General features: G+C 38.7%; 15 protein-coding genes. 6 read left to right on the forward strand and 9 right to left on the reverse strand.

Annotated elements, in window-relative coordinates:
- The first annotated feature begins 604 nt into the window (after positions 1-604).
- Positions 605-1,684: a polysaccharide pyruvyl transferase family protein gene (locus BQ2683_RS08930; RefSeq protein ID WP_069988656.1), complete on the forward strand. Its 1,080-nt coding sequence runs from the start codon at positions 605-607 to the stop codon at positions 1,682-1,684.
- A 360-nt stretch (positions 1,685-2,044) separates the two neighbouring features.
- On the opposite strand, the gene BQ2683_RS08935 is transcribed toward BQ2683_RS08930, so the two are convergent.
- From BQ2683_RS08935 to BQ2683_RS08950, 4 genes are all read right to left on the reverse strand, one after another.
- Positions 2,045-4,507, reverse strand: coding sequence for a transglutaminase TgpA family protein (locus BQ2683_RS08935; protein ID WP_069988659.1), 2,463 nt, complete (start codon positions 4,505-4,507; stop codon positions 2,045-2,047).
- 19 nt (positions 4,508-4,526) lie between these two features.
- Positions 4,527-5,672, reverse strand: a complete 1,146-nt coding sequence (locus tag BQ2683_RS08940) for a DUF58 domain-containing protein (RefSeq protein ID WP_069988662.1) — start codon at positions 5,670-5,672, stop codon at positions 4,527-4,529.
- Between the two features lie 11 nt (positions 5,673-5,683).
- On the reverse strand, positions 5,684-6,616 hold the full coding sequence (locus BQ2683_RS08945; protein ID WP_069988665.1) for an AAA family ATPase: 933 nt from the start codon (positions 6,614-6,616) through the stop codon (positions 5,684-5,686).
- Positions 6,617-6,937: 321 nt separating this feature from the next.
- Complete coding sequence (locus tag BQ2683_RS08950) at positions 6,938-7,471, reverse strand: hypothetical protein (RefSeq protein WP_069988667.1); 534 nt, start codon at positions 7,469-7,471, stop codon at positions 6,938-6,940.
- Positions 7,472-7,833: 362 nt separating this feature from the next.
- On the opposite strand from BQ2683_RS08950, the gene BQ2683_RS08955 reads away from it, so the two are divergent.
- Genes BQ2683_RS08955 through BQ2683_RS08965 form a run of 3 tightly spaced genes read left to right on the forward strand, consistent with a single transcriptional unit; the run spans position 7,834 to position 9,681 of the window.
- Positions 7,834-8,304 carry a helix-turn-helix domain-containing protein gene (locus BQ2683_RS08955; RefSeq protein WP_069988669.1) on the forward strand — a complete coding sequence of 157 codons (471 nt, stop codon included), beginning with the start codon at positions 7,834-7,836 and terminating at the stop codon, positions 8,302-8,304.
- Entirely contained in the window at positions 8,301-9,059 is a 759-nt protein-coding gene (locus BQ2683_RS08960) for an ABC transporter ATP-binding protein (RefSeq protein WP_069988670.1), read from the forward strand. The genes BQ2683_RS08955 and BQ2683_RS08960 overlap by 4 nt, the downstream gene beginning before the upstream one ends.
- Positions 9,043-9,681, forward strand: coding sequence for an ABC-2 transporter permease (locus BQ2683_RS08965; RefSeq protein ID WP_069988673.1), 639 nt, complete (start codon positions 9,043-9,045; stop codon positions 9,679-9,681). Before BQ2683_RS08960 ends, BQ2683_RS08965 begins: the two co-directional genes overlap by 17 nt.
- Positions 9,682-10,063: 382 nt before the next feature.
- Here BQ2683_RS08965 and BQ2683_RS08970 read toward each other — a convergent pair whose 3' ends face one another.
- Entirely contained in the window at positions 10,064-13,840 is a 3,777-nt protein-coding gene (locus BQ2683_RS08970) for a family 78 glycoside hydrolase catalytic domain (RefSeq protein WP_069988675.1), read from the reverse strand.
- A gap of 136 nt (positions 13,841-13,976) precedes the next feature.
- Here BQ2683_RS08970 and BQ2683_RS08975 point away from each other — a divergent pair, with 136 nt between their 5' ends.
- Together BQ2683_RS08975 and BQ2683_RS08980 are read left to right on the forward strand one after the other, a co-directional pair.
- The gene (locus BQ2683_RS08975; RefSeq protein ID WP_069988677.1) at positions 13,977-14,981 is read left to right on the forward strand and encodes an AraC family transcriptional regulator; all 1,005 of its coding nucleotides are present in this window, start codon (positions 13,977-13,979) and stop codon (positions 14,979-14,981) included.
- A gap of 136 nt (positions 14,982-15,117) precedes the next feature.
- A complete protein-coding gene (locus tag BQ2683_RS08980) occupies positions 15,118-16,329 on the forward strand; it encodes a glycosyltransferase (protein ID WP_069988679.1) in 1,212 nt (403 codons plus the stop codon).
- A gap of 90 nt (positions 16,330-16,419) precedes the next feature.
- Here the strand turns inward: BQ2683_RS08980 and BQ2683_RS08985 are convergent, their stop codons facing one another.
- The 4 genes from BQ2683_RS08985 to BQ2683_RS09000 form a co-directional block, all read right to left on the reverse strand.
- On the reverse strand, positions 16,420-16,893 hold the full coding sequence (locus BQ2683_RS08985) for a TspO/MBR family protein (RefSeq protein ID WP_069988680.1): 474 nt from the start codon (positions 16,891-16,893) through the stop codon (positions 16,420-16,422).
- Between the two features lie 281 nt (positions 16,894-17,174).
- Positions 17,175-21,752 (reverse strand): beta-L-arabinofuranosidase domain-containing protein, encoded by a 4,578-nt coding sequence (locus BQ2683_RS08990; RefSeq protein WP_069988683.1) that lies wholly within the window; start codon positions 21,750-21,752, stop codon positions 17,175-17,177.
- Between the two features lie 172 nt (positions 21,753-21,924).
- Positions 21,925-22,509 (reverse strand): chromate transporter, encoded by a 585-nt coding sequence (locus tag BQ2683_RS08995; RefSeq protein ID WP_069988685.1) that lies wholly within the window; start codon positions 22,507-22,509, stop codon positions 21,925-21,927.
- The gene (locus tag BQ2683_RS09000) at positions 22,506-23,063 is read right to left on the reverse strand and encodes a chromate transporter (RefSeq protein ID WP_069988687.1); all 558 of its coding nucleotides are present in this window, start codon (positions 23,061-23,063) and stop codon (positions 22,506-22,508) included. The genes BQ2683_RS08995 and BQ2683_RS09000 overlap by 4 nt, the downstream gene beginning before the upstream one ends.
- Positions 23,064-23,333 lie beyond the last annotated feature (270 nt).

Below are 23,333 nucleotides of genomic sequence, written 5' to 3' on the forward strand. Positions count from 1 at the left end.
GATACCTAACATATCATCCTGTTCTCCATTATAAGGGAAAAATTTTTTATTGTCAATCCTATGTTTTATTTTTTGGTTAATTTTCAGTTTTTTCTTTTGATTTGAGCCAGTTAATTTTTCTAAAATGTCCAAACAAATTTCTAGTTATGGAAACATATTCGAAAAAACTTGAGTATAAAAAACAGTTCTGTTATAATAAACAAGATATAATTGGAATAAGACAGAACCCTTATGTATGACCAATATAGCGAACAAAATCATAATCAGGATTGACCGGTTGAAGTGATTGGGTGTAATGGAATACCACAATACAAATTAGTGGTAGTGTCAACAATTCCATACCACAGTACTATGTGATGAAAAAATACGGAAAACCAGGTATCTTATTGTCAAGTGGTTTTATTGTTGTAATCCAAGATATCAATTGCTGTAATTTGCAATAAATGTATACCTTTTCGTTCAACTGAAAAATAGGAAAAATAAGCTTTAAAATCCCCAAAAAAACAGTCTATGTTAGACAATTTCCCTTTGAGGGAAAAAGTATGAATATTCCTTATTTTGGAATACTAAATATCTCAACAAGAAAAAAGGAGAAATGGCATAATTGAAAAAAGTATATATCCATGCGTATATGGCAGGAAATCTAGGAGATGACCTGATGGTAAAACTGTTGTGCAAACGGTATCCCAAAGTAAAATTTTTTGTGTTTGCGGATGAATCCTATCAACACAGGTACCAGGATATAACCAATTTATCTGTTATTGCACCACCAAACAAGACGGTTACCTTTCGAGACGGTATTTTCAAAAAGACTTGGAACCGAGATGATATAGTTCGCGGTTCCGATGCGGTTGTCCATATAGGAGGCTCTGTATTTGTACAACATTTTGATGATTGGAGCAATTTTTATCAGGCAGATTCTCGCTTAGTTCGGGATAGTAAAAAAATATTTGTAATTGGTGCGAATTTTGGCCCTTATGAGAATCCAGAATACTACCAGCAGTATGAACAACTATTCCGCCAATATACAGGGATTTGCTTTCGGGACCAGTATTCAAAAAATTTGTTTCCAAATCACAATAATATCACTTGGGCACCAGATGTTGTTTTTAACTACCAACCAAAGCATCGTCCACCTACAAAAAAACAAGTTTTGATTTCCGCTATTGACCTCAAGGATAGGGGAGGGAAGTACAGCATTTGCCAATATCAAAAGGACTATGAAACTTTCCTTCAAAATCTTGCAATTTGTTACTTGAAAAAAGGCTATTTGGTTCAATTTGTTTCGTTCTGTAAAATGCAAGGGGATGAAACCGCAATCCAACGGATGATAGGAAAAATTCCATCCGAATATCAGGAAAACCTGTCCACTTATTTTTATGATACTAACTTAGAAGAATGTTGCTCGTTGTTTTATGAGTCGGAAATTATAGTGGGGACTAGGTTCCATAGTATTATTTTAGGATGGCTTGCAAGGAAAAAAGTGCTGCCTATCATCTATGATTTTAAAACTAGAAACACTTTGGCAGATGTACCAAGCCAGTTCGTATTAGAGTTACAAGACTTAAAAACAATAGACCCACAGCAGATGGCAGACCAATTAGAGCAAATGCCATCTTTCCAGCCAGATGAACTCATACAGCAGGCCTCAAAACAATTTGCGGCATTAGATCAAATTTTGTAGAATATAATACTAGTTTGAAATTTATCCTTCCGTGATAATTTTCTTTATCATTTACAAATAAAAAATAAAAACCTCCTAGAATAAAAATACTCTAGGAGGTTTTTGTTATACAGCTTAAATTGGAAAAAACCACTAATAGTATTGGTCAATAAAAAATTTTGACGCCCCCCTGAATTGTTTTATGGCAGAGAGTTTTCCGTGTGGCGATTGTCCATTTCTATGTTATGGAACAAGGAATATCAATAGTGGAACTCTTGGCAGTATCCTTTTAGAACTTTTTTGATGTGAACTATCATATTGCTGTTTGGAAATCAGTTGAAAGATGATAGTTCTTAATATATCTTTTATGGACCAATTGCGTCAAAATAGCCCTTTCCAATATTTCGCCATAAACTGTTTATAAAAGGGGAGCTGTTCGTAGAGTTTTCTTTCTAAACGATGGGTATAGTCTAAAATGGAATCTAATTCTTGTTGAGTTATGGTATGTTGGCTAAACCTTGCTTTTAATACCAGTTGATACAGGTTTGTTGGCATTCGTTTGGAAATATCAGCTTTTGGTGTGTGGAATTGGATCATTTTTTCGATATATTGATACGCACCTAATACTGCTTTATTCCTATCTGGTTGGAGAAGTTGTTTTTTTCGATGAGATACTTTTACTTTTCGGTTCATAATCAATCCTATTGTACTTAATAGGAAAATAACGATTACGATTGTATATGGTATAAAGCCTTTCCAATGGATTCCGTTTTCCTGTTCTACTTCCATTTGAATCCCTGGGGAAGGGCTTGGAGTTTCGGAATAGGTAGAAGAAGATGTGTCCTGTTCTTCGGGCACAGTGTCAGAATAATATTGTAAAGAAGTATTATTGTTGTTGCGATTATCTGTCCCCGGCGTTGCCTCTATCGGAATCCATCCTATGCCACTGGAATAAATCTCTACCCAAGCGTGGGCACTGGAATCCGGAATATTGTACCAGCCGTCTTTATTTTGGGCATTCGTAGGGGATACGGTATATCCTTCCACATATCTTGCTGGTATTCCAGCCGCCCGGAACAGTGCAGTAACAGCGGAAGCAAAATGTCGGCAATATCCCTGATGGTTTTGGAATAAAAAATATGTAATAAAGTCTTCCCCTTCTGGGGTATCTCCTGGAGTAAGAGTATACCGGTTGGAACTGTGGACTAGCCGCAGTACATCCGAAATGAAACGGGAATCCAGTTCCCTAGATGAACTTTCCAATCCGTTTTGTTCCAGATATTGGAGCAATTCGTTTCGAAGATGTTCTGGAAGTTGGGTATAGGTATCGGATACAAAATTGGTATATTCCTGTACTGTTTGGATTGTGTCTACCGCTTGACTACTAAAAATTCCAGTATCATTGATTTCGTCCGACCATCTCCAATTATCCTTTTGTTCCACACTCCAATCTTTATGATTGAAATGATACTGCTGCATTACAGAACTGCTTTGTATATTGAGTTGATAGGCAATACGGTCATATAGGGTAAGATTTTCTGCGTCATCTTTTAGGTCAGGGTAATAAGTAACCTGGTATTCTTTTATTCCTAACCCTTTGGCGCGGTAAAATCCATCTTGCACCGGTTCCATCCGTTCCAAACCATCATTGTGGTTGCTAATCCCATATGGCAAATAAACACATTTGGAATTGACTGCAATATTTTTTATTTCCATCTGTTGATTAATACGGCCGATTTCGTCCCCCATAGGCAAGTTTTGTATCAACTGTTCTGAAAATAACTGCGCTTGTGGAAGCCCTTCTGGATAACGGGATAATCCCTCTCCTTCTAACAATCGCCAGCCATCCCCATCATAAACACTGCCCACAAATCCTTTTAAATAGGTTCTTGTTTTAATACTATCGGATTTTACCTGTAATACAGTGTCTCCTGTATACTCAATATTTCCACTTGTTCGCAAATTTACGTAATTGGTGGCATTTCCTACTTGGCCACTTTTGGAGAACAGGTTGGAAAATGTGGTAGAAACTTCTTTTAATTGAGTTTGCAAGTTATCCCAAATAGGAGCTCGTTGATAACTTTCACTGGGAAAGCAGGTGAAAATCGCAACCATACAAGCAGAAAATACCGCCACAATTGAAATTGCTGCTGGATGGATATAATTTCTTCCCCCAATCCGGCGTTTTTTCCGTTTTCCTTTTGTATTTTGAAACAATATTCTTCCAAACAAAAGGAAAGCCCAAAAGCAAAGCAGCATACCTACCGCAACTAAGTTAGGAATGATATTAAAGATTAATGCCGCACCAATAAATGGAACTGTAAGAAGAACAGCAACGATAGTGTGCTGAAATTGGGTAAGGAAAAAATCCAATAAAAGCACCATAAAAAATGCTAGGAAAATCAAAGTAACGGTACAAAATAGTTGCTGTTCTTGTTCCGATATCGAAAGGGAAAAAACAAAAAACTGGTATTTGGAATTTTCCATGTAGGTGGAAACAATTCGGTTATAAATACACAGGATACCATTTTGTACATAGGAATGGAATAGCAATACAGATAGCATCCCTAAAATAGTGATTCCTGTTACAATCCATAATTTAAACCGTTTCTGAATCATAATCCATGGAAATACCATTACAAAAATCAAGGTAAAAACGGAGAATAGTGCCCAGTCCAACGGGATGGAAAATGCGGTTAAGAAACAGCCAAACATTCCACCTACCCCTAATAGGCTTAATAATAGATAAAATAGATAACGGGAAACAGGGGAAGGCTCCTTTTGTGATGTTTCTATCTTCCCTAATAATAACCCTGGCTTTGTTTTGGTCATTTTGTGTTTCATCCCTGATTTCCCCCCTTGGCTATAGTAAAAGCTGCAATAAACTTGTTTCCAATTGGGATGGGTTTACGAGAATCCGTTCCCATTCCGTTGGCAATTCCTTTACTGTTTCATTGTCTACTTGCAGCACAGTACGGCGGATATTCGGGGCAATCTCTGAAAACTGTTCCATCAGTTTGAGATCAGGCTGCCCACAAAGATAAAGTAAATGGGAGATCCCATTCCCTCCGTTGCCCATTTGTTCTAGTAAAGATTTTCCTTTTTGCTCCTTGACGGAAAACAAACAGGATAATGTCACAGTGAGGTTTTCTTCGTCCGAAATTGGCACAAAAACAGGCCCTTTATTTTCTTCATACCAAGCAAAAGAATATTCCAATTCATTCTGTTGGCAAAAATTAAGCATAGAGGTCACGATATCCATCATATCATCTAGCATTTTTAGCGGGGTTCCTGCTACTAAAAACAGAATACGAGAAGCAATTGGCAAACTGTATTCCTTTACCATCAATTCATCCATTTTGGAGGAAAGTTTCCAGTGTATCCGATGGACTCGGTCCCCTGGATGGTAAGGGCGGATTTCAAATACCTGAGCTGGATCATCTCCTGGCTTTTTCGTAGAAAAACGGTCGCTTTCCACATTCTCTTCCAGTTGGGGGCCTACTTCCAAGGAAAGAGGAACTATGGTTGGCATCACAAGGAAAAACCGGCGTTCTGGAAGTTGTTTTTTTCGGAAATAGAATAGCTGTAAAGGGTCGTAAATCCTTACTTCGCGGATATGGACAGAAATTCTTCCACAGTGAGTAGATGATATTGGTTGTTGTAAAACCTGTGTTTTTCTTCCAGCAGGCAGCAGCAAGGTTTCCTGGCTGGTTTCCTGAAATAGTTGGTTTTCTACTTGAAGGGTAATACGAACTGGAATTGGTAAAAACGCCCATCGGTTTTTCACTGAGAGCTGCAGTGTTGCCTGTTCCTCCCGCTTTACAATCGAATGAAACAACTGGAACTCCAGTTCTACCTGGTTTTTTTCTATCAAAAGCAATAGCAAGGAGATTACAGGAAGAATGAGGAAAAATATCAGTACAAAAAACGAAAGATATTCCTTTAAAAAGATAATAAACAAAATCATGGCCAATAAAATTAGGCCATAGGTGAAACGGTTTTTCCACATAAAACCACCCCTTATACCAATTTTGGAGCTGGGGTAGATTTTAAAATTTCCTGGAGTAAGCTGTGTTTGGTTGTACCCTCTACTTTAGCTTGGGCATTTAACACTAGCCTATGTTCTAAAACATCATATAAAATCTGTTCTATATCTTTGGGAACTACGTAATCACGGTTATTGATCCATGCCGCTGCACGGGAAAGCCGAACCAAGGCAATGGAACCACGTGGGCTTACCCCCATACGGATGTGGGGGTGGTCTCGGGTTGCGACTACCAAACGCGCGATATACTCATAGATGGAATCATCTATATGAACTTCTTCTACCTGTTGCTGCATCTCCAATAAATCAGAAGCGGTTACGACACAATGAACTTTCCCCAAGCCAGATTTTCCTTTTAACCGCTTTAAAATCTCCACTTCGTCTTTCAACTTTGGATAACCTATGGAAAGGCGTACCATAAAGCGGTCTAATTGGGATTCGGGCAACAATTGGGTGCCAGCGGAACCCATAGGGTTTTCGGTAGCGATGACAGTAAATGGCTGAGGAATTTCCCGGGTAATTCCATCTACAGTAACACTCCCTTCTTCCATTGCCTCCAGCAAAGCACTTTGCGTTTTGGAGCTAGTACGGTTAATTTCATCCGCTAAAAATAGATTGCATAAAATTGCTCCAGGCTGATATTCCATTGTTCCAGTATCTTTTTGATAAACCGAAAACCCAACTACATCAGCAGGCATAATTTCTGGTGTAAACTGGATTCTCTTATAATCCAATTCCATCGCTTTGGAAAAAGCCAGTGCCATTGTTGTTTTTCCTACCCCCGGATTGTCCTCCAATAAAATATGGCCTTTTGCCAAAATCACCATGAGTAATTTTTGGATGATATCATCCTTGCCCAATACCGCTTTTTTTATTTCCTCTATGATAGCAAACGCTTTATCCCGCATGGTTGTTCCTCCTTTTCATTTGATAGAAACGAAAAAATAAGTAGAAAATTGTCGAAAATCAAAACAAAAAAATAATACTGCCTTATCCTTTCAACAATCACATCTCTTTTTTATAAACCCAGTCTTGTCCAACGGATATATCATGAATTCATTACCTTTATTATACAATATAATCCACTATTATTGTCAATAGAAAAAAGATATTTTCTATAAAAATTTTATAAAATGTAATCAACAAAACTGGAAAAATGACAAATTGAATTTCTTTTCATGGAAATGATATCATTTTGTAATCATTAAAAAGATAAAATACGTTCCATATTAATATCCATATGCTAACAAAATATTACCGTGTTCATCTTCAATATGGCACCTAATTGGTGTTGGATTATCCTCATACTCATAAGGGTCTGTGCCTCCACTACCAAAATAGGCATATCCTAATTGCTCTTTCCCACAAACCAGCCAATTTTTGTATGGATAATAATAAGCGGATTTATCTAAAAAAGAATCCACCCTTGCTATCATTTTAGTTCCTTTGATTTCTACAACATGCTCTGGTTCATAGGCAAAAGCGCTTATCATCGCCCCAAAATATAGCACAGCCCCGCCAATAATCAGCATAAAAGGAAGTAGTATAGTAGCAATTGAGCGGTGGTTACAGTTTACTTTCCACCAGATTGCCCCTAAAGCTACAACAATATCAATCCCCAAGCAAACTACAATGCAAACCATTAACCACATTCGGAGCTGTAAACCAAAACCCCCTAAAATAGCATTCGTTGCAATCCCCACGATTGGAAACACAAGCAAGGCAATTCCCACGCCCCAATATATTTTTTTAGAATCTTCCATCTTTTCTTCCTCCATTTTTCAGTGCTTTAAACATTGACTTTTTCGATAGCATAACAAATCAATACGAACCCTTTTTAAATTGGATTCAAATAAGTTGTGAATCCAAATCGAATAGAATGTAAATAAAATAATGGGCAACTTTTTTTCTAATATTATCCATTCTTAAATGACAGAAAAAAAGTTTATTTGAATGAAACAAGTAGTGCGGTATGTTATCAGAATGAAGTATAGATAGTTTGGTAAATTCTATTTTGCTTATCATGATAGAAAGTACCGCAATAAAAACAAACATTTTTTGTTAAGGACAGTTGGTAGAATTTCTGATACAATACGTTATAATAATGGCAGGAGGTTTGAAAAATATGAAAAAACAATCAAATTGTATTTCTCAAAATTTAACCGCTTTGCGGCAATACCATAAATATTCCCAGGAAGAAGTGGCGGAAAAAATAGGAGTATCCCGACAGACAGTAGCAAAATGGGAAGCGGGGGAAACTATGCCAGATCTTCTCAATTGTGATGCACTAGCATCGCTTTATGATGTATCGCTAGATGATTTCATTCATTTTAATCCACAAGAGGAACAGATGCCGATTCCACCCAAGGGAAAACATCTTTTTGGTACGGTTAAGGTTGGTGAACGGGGGCAAATTGTTTTGCCAAAAAAGGCGAGAGAGGTTTTCCATATCAATCCAGGAGACCTTTTGGTGGTATTAGGGGATGAAAATCCAGCAAGTGCTGGTATCGCCTTAATTTCAGGAGACACCATCCTACAGAATATCGCTTTTTTAAAAGATATCCTCGACACTGATGAAAAGGAGGAAATTCCATGAACGAATTGCTTCGGGTGGAACATCTTTGCAAACATTATCCAGGTTTTACTCTAGAAGATGTTTCCTTTACCGTAAAACCTGGACATATTATGGGGTTGATTGGAAAAAATGGAGCTGGAAAAAGTACAATTTTAAAATCTATTTTAAACATAGTACAACCGGAATCTGGAACCGTAACTATGATGGGACAGAACTTTTTTCAAAAGGAACAGCAATGGAAACAAAAAATTGGTGTTGTATTTGGAGGAATTGACTTTTATCCATTAAAAAAACTTTCCTCTATTACCTATGTGACTAGAAAGTTTTATTCAGAATGGGATCAACAAAAATATGAAAATTACCGGAATCAATTTGCTTTAGATGAACGCAAACCGTTTAAGGCACTATCCAATGGTATGAAAGTAAAATATTTGTTAGCTTTGGCGCTTTCTCACAACGCTCAGCTTTATCTTTTCGATGAACCCACCTCAGGATTGGACCCCATTTCACGGGATGAGATTCTACACATTTTTACTCGTATCGTCAAGGATGGAAAACGGTCTATTCTTTTTTCCACCCATATCACTTCAGACTTGGATCGTTGTGCTGACGATATTACCTATATCCAAAATGGGCATGTATTAAAAAGCACAGATAAACAGACGTTTCTCCAGTCATTTCATCATTTAAAAGAACCTGGAGATAGGAATCCTTTGACTTTGGAGGAAATTATGTTGAGGACAGAAAGGAGAAACTTGGATGAAACTTCTTTATAAAGAACTGGTTTTAGCAGCCCATCCAACCTCTCTCATATTCGCTTTGCTGGGATGCCTTGTGATTGTGCCATCTTATCCTTATACCGTTATTTTTATGTTTGGCTGCTTAGCACCTTATATTACTTTTTTATATGCGCGGGAAACCAATGATATTTGGTATACCGTTATCCTCCCTGTAACCAAACGGGAGGTTGTGATGGGAAAATGTATGTTGATTCTCTCAATCCAGCTTTTTCAACTATTGATTTCCATTCCATTTGTTTTCCTCAGGAATGCTGTTGGTATGCCAAACAATGTGGTGGGTATGGATGCTACAGTAGCTTGGTATGGTTTTGGCTTTATTATCTATGCCATATTTGATTTTATCTTTTTTACTTCGTATTATAAAAGTGGATACAAAGCGGGAAAATCTTTTGTAATCGCTGCGTTACCTATGGTTCTGCTTATGATAGCGGTAGAAACTTCTGCTCATATTCCTATTTTCTCTTGGTTGGACAGTTATGCCTTGCAGGATTTGCTATTACAAACCCCTATTTTAATGATTGGTATCCTGTGTTATGTGGTATCTCTGTTTTTTGCATACCGAATCTCAGCCAAACGATTTGAAAAAGTGGATTTATAAAATGATATAAGCTGAAATATAAATGTTATGATGGATTCTCCAATAAAATTTATTTTATAGAATCCATCAAACAAATGGCTTTTGTGATGAAAAGCATAGAATTTGGTTACCAATAAGTTTATTCAAAAAATCGCCTCTTATAACAGCTTTGAGTACTGAGATAAAAGGCGATTATTTTCTAAAATATAATCAATAGGGTAACAAAATAGAAACTTAAAAATAGGTGTGTTCTCTTTATCAATATTAGTTTATAAAACTCTCTTGATTTCATTTTGAAGTTATAAATCTAGCCGCTAAAAAAGATTCCTAACTTTATCAATTGACAAAGTTAGGAATCTTTTATTATAAAAGGAATGAGAAGTAAGTAAACATTCTGATTGGACTATTTTTTCTTACGAGTGAACAATAACACTCCGCTTGCTATTGCCAATGCTGCCATTCCAGCAATTGGTGCAAAGTCGCCTGTCTTCGCCGCATTTGCTTTTGGTGTAGTAGATTCCTGTCCAGTTTGTGTTCCAGCTGTATCATTGCCTTCGGTTGGAGTTTCTGCTGGTGTTCCATCTACTGCTACCAGGTTATCCATTGCTGTTTGTACACTTGTTACTGCTGCATCTACTTCTTCCTGGCTTGCGTTTTCCTTGTTGTATACATCGCTTGCTTCTGCTACTGCTGCTTGTAATGCTGCATAGCTTTCTGCTGTATATGCGTTTGCATCTACTTTGCTTGCTTCCGCAAGGACTTCTTCCAGGATAGATTTATCTGCTTTGTATCTCAGGTTCAGCATTGCATTTAACAGATTGTTTTCTGCTGTTTCTATTTCTTCCGCCATTGCATTATCTTTATTTGCTAACAAATCTTGTGCTGCTTTCAATGCTTCCTGGAACTCTGCCTGGCCCGCTTCTACATAGTCATCCATGTCGTAGGTTTCTGCCAATGCTACCAGGGATTCTAAGGAAGAAATATCCCCTTTCACAAAGCCTAGTTTATGGATTTCATTCAACAAGGTCTGCCATGCTGCGTCTACTTCTTCTTGAGATGCAGCTACATTATTGGAAACTGTTTTTGCGTTTTCGAAAGCCTGTGTGAAAGATTTCTGAACATCTGCAATCACATTATCAAATTCTGGAGAACTTTGTTGTGTTTCTGCATACGCAATTACTTTATCTAAAATGGATTTATTGGTTTTCACTACATAGCCATCTGCAATGGATACCATAAGTTTTCCATCTTTTACTGCAAAATGATAACCGCCTGCCTGCAATTCAAATTTTGCTGCCAGTTTACCATTGTGTTCTTCCATGCCTATAAAATGAACGCCATTTACTGCCGTAAACTCTGTTACAGCCTGTTCACTGACTGGAAGATATAAAGTTGCAGTTGTATTAGCAGGAACTACTGTTTCATAAGAAGTCAATTCTCCTTGGTCTGCTTTCCAGTTGGAAACAATTTTACCATAATAGGAATCATAAGACCCATTCAAATAGCTTAAACTATCATCCACTTCTGGCTGTAAGATGAAGTGTTTAAATCCTGGATTTTCCTCATCTTTTTGGATTCCAGCTGCATATTCATACAGCCATTCAGAAGCTGCACCATAGGAATAGTGGTTCTGGGAGATATTGCTAGTGTCGTATCCATTCTCCTCTGTCCAAATATCCCAGCTTTCCCAAATCGTAGTTGCACCATGTGCAACAGAATATAAGAAGGTATACATATCATCATTGGTCATCAAGTTATAAGCTGTATCGCTATTGCTTGTTTCACTTAGAGCAGGGAGTAGGACATTTACTCCTAAGAAGCCAGTAGAAAGTGTGTTTTCTCCTCTAATAGTGGAAACGGACTGATTCTCATTTTCCACACTAGCGGCCAAGTTGGAAAGAATTGCTTGTTTTTGTTCTTCTGTGTTATACAGTTTTAATTTGATTGCCCAAGCAAGTGCGGTTTGAGCATTATCAATAAACCCTTCTCCGCCACCATCCGCAGAGGCACAAAGCACGTCTCCTTCTGGAGTAACATATTTTTCGATGGTTTCCTGACGTTTGTTTTCTGCGTTTTGTGCATATTTGTCTGCTTGATCTTGGTAGCCCAGTGCTTTTGCCATTTTCGACATTAGCTCATTCACTAAAATGTTGTAAGCGTTTGCAGTAAATGGGGTTCCAGAACTTTCTCCTATACCCATCCAATCGCCTAGGGAGTAAGAATGGCCATTGGCAGCGATTTTGTCAGTGTATTCGGTCATTTGATCCCAGTAGGTTTTAGCAAAAGAAATATCACCTGTTTGTTGATAGTATACCCAAGGAATAATGATGCCAGCATCTGCCCAACCAGCGCCGATTAACTTATTGAAAAAGCTATTGGTGTGCATTGGCATAATATTGGCATAAACACCATAAGTGTTATAAAAATCATTCATTATATCAATATAATTTCCTAGGAAATTAGCAGAATCAAAATGGTACATAGCGGATTCCGCAAATAGTTGGGCATCTCCAGACCAACCATAGTATTCACGGGTTGGACAGTCAGTTGGGACGGAGTTAAAGTTGCTGACCTGGCTCCATTTGGAATTGGAAATGAACTGGTTCAGCAATTCATCAGAAGTTTCAATGAAACCGGTTTCTTTATCGATAGAAGAAACTGCCATAGAGGAAAGGTTATATAACGTAATATCCTGATCCGCCTTGATTTCGAGGTACTGGTATCCAGTAAAGTGGAATTGTGCCCGATAAGATTCTACGCCTTCACCAGAAGCGATATAACGGAATCCTCTACCAGCACATGCACCAGGAATTAATGTACCTTTGGTAAAGCTGCCGTCTTTGCCGTCACTTAAACATTCCCCAGGCTGCATGGAAATTTTGGTTCCAGCAGGAGCAGAAACCTGAAGTGCAACAGTTGCAGAAGCGTTCTGCCCAAAATCAGCGATTAGGGTATCTCCAGCCTTCAAATGGATTTCATCACCAGATTGATAGGAGTTTGCCTTGGTGAAATCAATCTCCCCTTGGGCATAATTGCTGCCAGCATCCGCTGTGATAATATCAGAAGTGTTATAGGAATAAGCGGATTCCATTGGAAGCTCCTGATAATCGTAAATGATACCATCATCACTTGCGGTAACATTCCCTTTATATTGTAATGTTTCTACAGAGGACCAGTTAGAAACATCGTAACCGGATTGGTTCCAGCCTTCCAAATCTGCCGCAACGGAAGCGTTGAAGGTTTCCCCTTCATAAATACCATCCTCTTCATATGGCGTGATACTGCTAGCTTTCCAGTTTTCATTATCGGTAACAATTTCTTGGGTCGTGTTATCCGCATAGGTAATTACCATTTTGGCATATAAGCAACGTTCCATCAGTTCCTCATCACCAATGGCAGCAGCATATCCGTTGGCTTTTGCGTCAACTAACGCGCTGTCGTACCAACCAGTTCCCACAATAGCACCCAGGGTAACGGTTTGGTCATCGTTTGCGAAGTAATCTGTAACATCGTAAGTCTGGTAATGAGTATAGCTGCTGTAGTCCGTCCATCCGGGAGCTAAAATAGAATTAAGTTCACCTTGTACTTCCTTGCCATTAATATAGGCTTCATAATCGCCTAATCCTGTGATATATAACCGAGCGGAAGCAACTTCTTTTCCACTTAGTTTTTGTTCTGTACGGAACAGCAAGGAATCCATTCCGTCCTCATAGTTTTGGATGGTAATCCAGGAAGCGCCGTCCCAATTACAACCAGTTTCAAAATATGCTGGTTCAGTCTGGCTGGTTTTGCCGTCCTGATCCCACACAGTAGCGGTCCAATAATATCTAGTCTGTGGCTCCAACTGTTTTGCGTTGCCATCAAAATTATACTGGATTGCGGTGGATTTGGTATCCTGCTGTTTTCCAGTATCCCAAACAATTTCGCCGTTCTCATTGCCCTTATGTACTACAATCTGATAAGCCTGCTGGGAAGCACCTATCTGTTTTGATTGCATTTTCCAGCTAAAAGTTGGGTTTTGTTCCATTCCAATTGGATTGGTCTGATGTTCCACCTGCGCTTCTACCAACTGGGTTACTGGCTGTTCTGTTGCGGCGACTGAGGTAAAGCTGCCTGCTGTAACAGAAAGACCCAAAGCTACAGCTAATAGCCCAGAGATATATCGGTTTTTCTTATTCATGACATCCTCTCCTTTGTGATATACAATAATTTTGATTGACGATTGAATGACATAATTATATAATAGTAACAGGTTCAGAAACAATCACATCAACACGCCAAAATTCTCTCTTTTGGTAACCTTAGGAGTAGATACAATGAAAACAATCGAACAAATGGTAGCTAGCTTTCAAAAGCTGTTTTCTTCCAAAGAGGCAATGGAACACTTTGATGAGAGGCAGAAAAAAGCAGTAGATTATATTAAAAAGCATGAAGTTGCCCCAAATAACCAATGGAAAGAAAAAGAAATTAAGGTATTTCCCCATCCATATTATCCCCATCAAAAGGATTACATATATTTTCATCGGCATCATTGTTTTGAGTTGGTTTATGTATATCAGGGGACAGCAACAAACTATTTTGCTAACTCCAAACTGGTGTTAAACAAAGGGGATGCCCTTTTGCTCAACCCTAATATTGGGCACCATCTTTGTGTAAATAGCATTGATGATGTGGTATTTAACATCCAAATTACCAAAGAGGCGTTCGACCAGTCTTTTTTGCAACTTTTATCTGACAATAAACTGTTTTCCGACTTTTTTATGGATTACCTTTATCAAATCAATCAATTAAATGATTTTATGTACTGCCCTTATGATCCGGAAAACGATATTGCTATTCCAATAAAGGGAGTTGTAGAGGAATTTTTTAACGACCAAATTGGACATGAAACCATGATCAAATTTTATTTGGCAATCGCTTTTCGAAAAATAGCCCGGAGCTATTTTACGAAAATGGAGTTACAGCAATCTTCTCAGGAACATCAGAAAAAAATATTTTCTATTTTATCCTATCTGAATCAACATTATCACACAGCCACATTGCCAGAAGTTGCGGAGCAGTTCCATTATTCTGAAAAATACCTTTCCCGCTTGATTAAAAAGGCGACAGGAAAGACCTTTAATGAAATTATTATTACGAACAAATTGAATGAAGCACAGGAACTTTTATCAAATAGCAGCTTGTCTGTAGAGGAAATTGCGGTAAAAGTAGGATATTTGAATCCTGCGCCATTTTATAAATTATTTAAAGAACGGTATGGTGTCACGCCAGCGCATTTTCGAAAAGAACAACAGCAAAAAAATAATATTCCATTGCAATAATATTCCAGGAAAAAATTGTGGGATGGGTTACAATTTGAACAATAGTTTCATCTGTTGCGTTTAAAGAGATTAGCTGGGATATTTGATATCACCAACTTAATTTAGTAGAACAACCATTCCTGTAGGAGGAAGCTTTATGAAAAAAATAGCGATGTTTACGATGGGTACAAGAGGAGATGTACAGCCATACATATACCTTGCACAGGAACTGGTTCAACATGGATGTGAAGTTTTACTAGGCTCCCACCCATGCTGGAAAAACTTGATAGAATCTTCCGGTGTCAAATTTATACCGATTGGTCCAGATATAGATATTGAAAAAGAAGCAGCAATTATCCGAGGGAAAAATAAGAACCCTGCCCTCAGTATGTTAAAAACCATGCGGTTTGTATTCAAAATTGTGGAACAATCTTCAAGAGAAGTCTATCAAGCATCTATTGGAAAAGACCTTATCATTGTTTCCCATTCCCAGATGGGAGCTACCGAAGCGGAAGTTTTAAATATTCCAATCGTAAATGTTACTCTCCAAACAGAGATGATACCACAGGCACGAAAGCCGAAAACATTCATGGATAGAGTATTTGGCGGTTTTATCGCAAAGCAAATTGCGAAACCCTATAATAAAATCAGAAAACAATATGGTTTAAAACCTGCCAAGGACATTGGTAAAATAATGTCTAAACAACTGGATTTAATCCCCATTAGTACTTATGTAAAACAGCGCAATCCTTACTGGGAACCGCAACATATCCTCACTGGCTTTTGGTATCAGGAAGCAAAAGGATATGAACCAGATGAAAAACTGCGAGAATTCCTGAAATCTGGAGAAAAGCCAATTCTTTTAGCCCTTGGTGCAATGTCGTTTGAAGATAAAGCAGAAACTGCAAAATTAGACGCTTTTGTCAAAGCTTTTGAAAAATGTGGTGAGAGGGCAATGATTCAAGGATTTCAAAAAACATTAAAAGAATATAAGCTGCCAGACACAATGATTGCAGTGGGTTCTATTCCTCATAGTTATTTATTCCAAAAGTGTAAAATGGTTGTACATCATTGTGGTTTTGGAACGGCGGCAGCTACGTTAATCTATGGCGTTCCATCCATACCTGTGCCACATGTCCTCGACCAGATTGGGTTTGCCAACATCCTTTTTAATCTTGGGGTAGCATGTAAACCTTTGGACGGAAAGCATATTAGGGAGCAAGACGTAATTTGTAGTATCCATGATATGGAAAACCATTATCAGGAACGGCTGCAAACAGCCCAAGAACTATCCGAAAAAATAAGGGAAGAACATGGGCTGCAATCTGCGGTAAAATTGATCTTAGAAACAATGAATCATGAAAAATGAAAAAGAAGTAAAAGGCCATAAGAAAAACCTTTTCACAACAACAAAAAGCATGTTTGGTGAAAAGGTTTTTAATGATATGAAAAAAGATCTTTAATTGAGTATCCATACCCCTAAATTTAAATAGCCAGCAAAGCTGACCCAGATGAGGTAGGGGAGTTGTAGCCATGCAGCCCATTTACTCTGTTTGGCAAAAAGCAAAATCATTATAAGAATCAGAATCCATAGTATTACCAGCCAGATAAACGCAAATAAAAAAGCTTGTGCGTTGAAGAAAATCAAACTCCAGCAGAAATTAAAAAATAATTGCGCAATATAAACCAATAATGTTCTGGTTTTTAAACGCTGTGGCCCATCTATCGTTAAAATACGGGCAATGCCAATTCCCATAAGAAGATAAAGAATGGACCAAACAATTGGAAATACTAGATTAGGAGGTGTCAGTGGAGGTTTGATGATGTTAGCATCATAAGCATTGATTCCATCCCGTATCAGTAAACCAGAAATTCCACCTACTAATAAGGTGAAAACAATCGAGAATAAATAAATTTTTGTTGTTTTTTTCATTTATAACCCCCCTTTATTGGTGTTTTAGTAAATTGTTTTGGCTTCTAATTTTAATATATGAAAAATCATAAAAAACATTCTTCTTTGTATGTTGCATTACATCAGAGGTCAATAAAAAAGGAATTATAACATCCACAAAATATCATGATATCTGTTCTATTAATCGTGTTGTTTTTAACCCAAGATAAAGCATTATGGAACAAATTTGCTCGATTGCATTACTACATAAAAAGGCATCGTTTTAAACGATGCCTTTTTGCCTTATTCAATTGTGTAAGATGTTATTTTTTCTTACGAGTAAGCAATAATGCTGCACCAGCTAAAGTGATCACTGCTAAGCCTGCAATTGGAGCAAAATCTCCTGTTTTTGCTGCGTTTGCTTTTGGTGTGGTAGATTCTTGTCCTGTTTGTGTACCGTCTGCATGATTATTTTCGGCTGGTGTTTCTACTGTTACCAACCCTTTCATTGCTTCTTGTACTCTTGTTGCTGCTGCATCTACTTCCTCTTGGCTTGCGTTTTCATCCGCCATCACTTCGTTTGCTTCTGCTACTGCTGCTTGCAGTATTCCATAGCTTTCTGCTGTGTAGCTGCTTCCATCAATTTCTCCTGCTACCTTTATTACAGTTTCCAAAATTGATTTGTCCGCTTTGAATCGCAGTTGCAACATTCCGCTTAACAGTTCATCGATCGCTGCGTTTATTTCTTCCTGTGTCGCATTGGCATTCTCATAGACTTCTTGTGCTTTTTCTTGAATCCCTGCAAATACTTCCCATGTTGCTGGGGTGTATTCTTCTTTTTGGTATCCTGCACATTCGTCTAACAGTGCTTTTAACTGGCTCTTGTCTGCCAGTTTTTCCAATGCTTCGTAGGCTGCTTTCAGGTCATTGTATGCTTTGTCAATTTCCTTCTGCATTGCTTCTTCATCTGCCAATACCGTTTCAGCATTTGCCAATGCTGTTTTGAAGTTTTCTTTCGCTGCTCCATCACGGTATTGGCTCAGGTCGGTGTCTTTTACCTGGTTATACAGTTCCTGTAAGGCTGTCTTGTCACCTTTTTGGAATCCTAGCTTATGGATTTCTTTCAGCAAGGTTTGCCATGCAGTGTTTACTTCTTCCTGGGTTGCGGATGGGTTATCATATACATTCTGTGCTTCTTCCAATGCTTTGTCAAAGCTTTGTTGCACTGATGGAATCGCATTGTTGTATTCATCTGTTTCTTTCAGACGGTTTGCTTCTGCAATTACCTTTTCCAGGATGGTTTTGTCCACTTCTCCTATTGGTTTTTTCTCCAGTGCTTCATAGGACGCTTTCAGGTTGTTATACGCTGTTTCCACATCTTTTACCAATGCGTTTTCGTCATCCAAGACCTCTTTTGCTGCTTCCAGTGCTGTCTTGAAGTTCTCTTTTGTTTCCCCATCTAGGTATTGATCCAGATCCGTATCTTTTACCTGATCGTATAACGCTTGCAGTTCTGTTTTATCCCCTGCTTGTTTGTTCAGGTTTTGGATTTGTTCGATCATTTCCGCATATGCCTGGTTTACTTCTTCCTGACTTGCGTTTGGATCATTATACACTGCTTGTGCTTCTTCCAGTGCCTTGTTATAGCTTTCTTTTACTGCTGGAATCACATTTTTGTATTCATCTGTGTCCTTCTTCGCAATTGCCTGTTCTATAACATATTGCAGGATATGCTTATCCACTGGTTTTTTCTCCAATGCGTCAAATGCTGCCTGCAAGCTGGTTACAGCGTTGTTGATTTCATCTTGGGTAGCGGTATCACTTCCCAATAATGTAGCTGCTTTTTCCAGTTCCGCTTTAAAAGTATCTTTTGCGCTGCCATCTTTATACTGGCTTAAATCCGTATCTTTCAGGCTATTGTACAGGTTTTCCAATGCGGATTTGTCCACTGTTGGTGTTTCTGTGGAAATCAATTTCCAGGATTGCATTGGATTTGCAACATCTTCCCATAAATGAATATTATTGCTATCACCAGCTTCAGAGACCAAACAATGATTCACTTTGCTAGCAATGGTAATGTAACCTTGTTGGGTACTAAATACATTCCATAATTGATTGTCAGCACCGGTATTGTCCTGTACAAGAACATTGGCACCATTGCTAGAAGAAGCTGATGTATCATATGCTAATACTTTTCCGGTAGCTGGGTTCACAATCTGGTAATACTCGCCAGATTTTTGGAATTTCCAAATCTGGTTATCTGGAATAGGGTCGGTTAATTCTGTACCCCGTTCCACATTATTGTTGCTCAGGGTAACAGACATCATCAAACCACTGTTTTTGCTTTCCAAACCATATTCTACGCCTTCTGTAATGCCAGTATCCATCGCCGTTTGCAGCCATGTCGCATAACGGGAATTGTTATCCCAGGTTTGTCCAGCAGAGGCGTAATCCATGACAGTAAAGGAACCACCATCTGTTGTAGCAACGGAGAATGCCATATTACATGGTACTTCAGTGTCAACTGGAGTAACTATTGCAAAACCGTCTTTATCTGTGGCAATAGAGACTGGCATGTCAATATTTTCCCCAAACCGAACATCTCTTGCCAATGTAATAGGGCCACGTTGTAACGCAACTTTACCAACACCCTTTAAATCATTGATAATACGGGTACGCATATCAAGGGTGAGTTCAATGGTATCTCCAGCAGTCCATTCACGGTTGATTATAGCGTACTCTCCAGGTGTTGCCGTTATTGTTTCACCGTTTACAGTTAAAGTAGTTTCGTTACTCCATGTTGGAATACGCAGAGAAACAGCAAATTGTTCTGCTTGTTCTGGGGTAACTGTAATTTTAATAGTTCCTTCTTTTGGATAAACAGTGTCAACCGCAAACTCTACGGCTTTTCCGGATGGTGTTACTGCCTGAAGGGAACCTGGATTGTAAAGATTAAATACCACTCCTGATTCGGTGGTAAGAAGCTGCATATATGGTAGTAAACCAGTTCCAGAATCACCATTTGCAGAACAGCAGCTTCCAATTGGTTGTCCATCCGCTACTGAAAAAATTGCGCCACCGCCCGCGTTTAAACGAGTGCCGTTTAGACGGCTGAAATAATCAAATAAGAATGGATAATCAGCTGTTTCCGCACCATACAGCTTCATAGAACCGATTAGAGCATTATAAGCGGAAAGTTCGATATCATCCGCAATTTTAGCATCTCCAGCCAACCGTAATACTTGGAAGCAGTATTTCATCCAAGTAACGGTAATACAGGTTTCCTGCATATGCTGGATACTGGAGTCTGTCTGGTTCACTGCCATATGGTTCCATTGTTCTTCTCCACCTGGATTTGGATAGGGATAATCGCTGCCAGAGCCGGAGCCTCCACCAGAACCAGCTACGGTAAGTTCATTTTCACTTACCAATCGGTAATAGTTTAAGCAGGCAGTGCGGTATTTTTCAATACCGGTAACACGGTAATATTCCACCAGCCCTTCAAAGCAAGAAGTGAGCTCATACGCTTTGGTTTGGTTGGTCATATATTCACTTGGCAGTTTTTCACCTTCGATTGCCAGATCAATCAGATTAATACCCACCCTTGTAAAACCAACGTCTACAATCTCAGTACAAAAGTCCAGATATCTTTGGTATCCGGTCATACGGTACAGATTCACCATTGGTTCCAGAATGGATGCAGAGGATAGTCCATTCCAGTCTCCTGTTTCTACAACTGGTGTTTTCCCCTCTGACTTTGGTCCAAGGATGGTCAGCATCTGGTCCGCATGGCGGCATAGGGCTTCCATTACCTGGTTGCTTAGCTCTTCCTCTTTGCTGATTTCTAGGAAGGATTCCAGTCCCAGCATTACGTATTTACGATTCCAGATATCACGGGTACCCAACTCGTTATCAGTGGCATTGGAGCTAATCCTTCCACTTGGTTCCTGAGTAGTGAGCAGGTCACGAACAGTATCCTCAATCATTTTGTATAATTCTTCGTCCTGGGTATAGGCGTAGGTGAAGCAAGCGCCACGTACATATTTGCCCCAGAACTCACCACGCCAGTTTTGCCATGTTTCAGGGTTGGTGTCCTGTTTATAGCGGAATGGGTCAACTAGGCGTTTCCAGTCCAGTTTTTTAAGTTCTTCGTTCTGTGTTAACAGTGCCGCTTTGTCGGTTACCCCTTCTAGTTTGACAGAACCTTCGTCCAGCATAGTTTGCACATCATCTACCTTATTTTCAACTGGTTCAAATGGTTCCAGCGGTTCTAAGTCGGGGTATCCTGTTCCCTCCACTTTTTCCAGTTTCCAAAGGGTGTTGTCCGAGTTGTTTTCAGCGGTTGCCGCAATATAGTAGCTTCCTTCTGTCCCTAAATATTCTTTTGAAGTGGAAGAAAGATACTGTGGTTTATCATAAGTAGAAGCATCCTGATTGTAGGTGTTACAGAAAGTGTAATAGCCATCTTCTGTACGTTCCATTTCCCAGGTCTGCATTGGGGCAGAATTATTTTCCACACCAACTACATTATTGGCTCCTGGAATATCCTCAAAAGTCTCCCCAGTTTTGTGGATACCTACGTTGTTGCCCTCTATACAACTAATGCGATAGCCTTTGCCTCCATTGGGAGCAATCATCCATTTTTGGTTGTTGTTGGAATCAGATTTTTCATTGGTCACAAGTATATAGATATCTTCCCTTGGTGGGGCGTAACTGGTGTCCAATGTGCGTTCCAAAGTTTGCCCTGTTGCTTTGTTTACCAAATAGTATTGAGCGGTGGTGTCAAGTACAGAATCATTCTCCTGTGCGGAAGTAGGGATGACAGGAAGCATAGTCGCTGTCATTGCCATCGTCACCAACGTTGCAGCAATCCGTTTGGAAACAGATTTGAACCTCTTCATCTCTTGGTTTTCCTCCTTTTCAACTGAGTTAAAAGGCTGTAGTTTCCGTCACAAATACCTCCTTATTTCCAAATTCAGCCTTCCATAACAATTATACAATAACCATTAAAATAATCAATAGTATTGAATGTATTTTAGGATAATTAACAGATATTTTTAGCGAAAAGGGTAATTAGGTTGCAATTGTTGGCTCTAACAAACCAAGGTAACCAGCAACAAGCCCTAAACCAGCGGATAGAAGGATAATCCAAATAGGATGAAATTTTTTCCATTGGAGAAAAAGCATTAGCGTAAAAATTACCAAGGAGCAGAGAAAAGCAGGGGAGAGGAATACGGTCCAGTAAAATCCATCCGGAAAAAATACAGTCTGCCCAATCGATAGGAGGGATGCGGCAATTAATCCAACTACAGCTGGTTTTAATCCAGACAAACAGCCTTTTACCAAGCTGCTGTTTTGGAATTTTTTTAAGCATCTGGCAATGATTAAAATGATTACAAAAGAGGGTAGGACAACCCCAATTGTGGCAAAACATGCTCCCAAAAAACCTCCCGTTTCCGTACCCACATAGGTAGCAATATTTACAGCGAATGGTCCAGGAGTGCTTTCACTTACCGCAATAAAATTAACCAAATCCTGCAATGCCATCCAGCCTTTTTGCTGTACCTCTGCCTGAATGAAAGGAAGCATAGCATATCCGCCTCCAAACGTAAATGCACCGATTTTAAAAAATGTAAAAAACAATTCCCAATATATCATTTTATCCTCCTTTTGGAGAACAAGCAAAACAGAATCCCTGCTATACCACATCCCAGAATAACAAAGATTACATTGACCTGTGCAAATGCTACCAGAATAAAAGCAGTTAACATAATCAGATAAGAAAATAAATGCTTTGGCGCCTGGCGATACATTGAAAATAGTGCATTGGCAATTAAGGCGAGGACGCCAGCTCGAATTCCTTGGAAGGCATATTGAAGTGGTTTTATTGTTCCAAATTGCCGCAATAGAAATGAAACGAGGAGAATTACCAAAAAAGAAGGCAGGATAACCCCAACAGTGGCAAGAAATGCCCCTATTACTCCGGATGTTTGATATCCCACAAAAGTAGCGGAATTGATGGCAATTGGCCCTGGGGTGGATTCTGCGATTGCTACAATATCCAGGATATCCGCATCTGTAAGCCATTTTTGTTTTTCAACTACTTCTTTTTGGATTAAGGGAATCATAGCATATCCACCCCCAAAGGTGAATGCCCCAATTTTTAAAAATGTTGTAAAAAGACGAAGTAATTTTTTTGTGTCCCGTGCCATATGTTCCCTCCATTAGTTATTTAGCATCTGTGGTGAAAATTAAATTTACGATTGTTACCTCTCCGAATCTCTTTTCCGAAAGGGATAATTTAATTTTACAAAAAATTCTCCCAATAAAGCTTTTATCTTTCAAAAATACGGTAACACCATATGTTGTTTTGTGATCGCTTTACTGATATGCTAAATCTAAAATTATCTACTATTTTTAGTATAGTGCCAGTATTTTCATAAATCAATTATTATGTTATTATAGTAATTATAATAATTTTA

It is taken from the genome of Massilioclostridium coli (assembly GCF_900095865.1).
Taxonomy (GTDB): Bacteria; Bacillota; Clostridia; order Oscillospirales; family Ruminococcaceae; genus Massilioclostridium; species Massilioclostridium facile.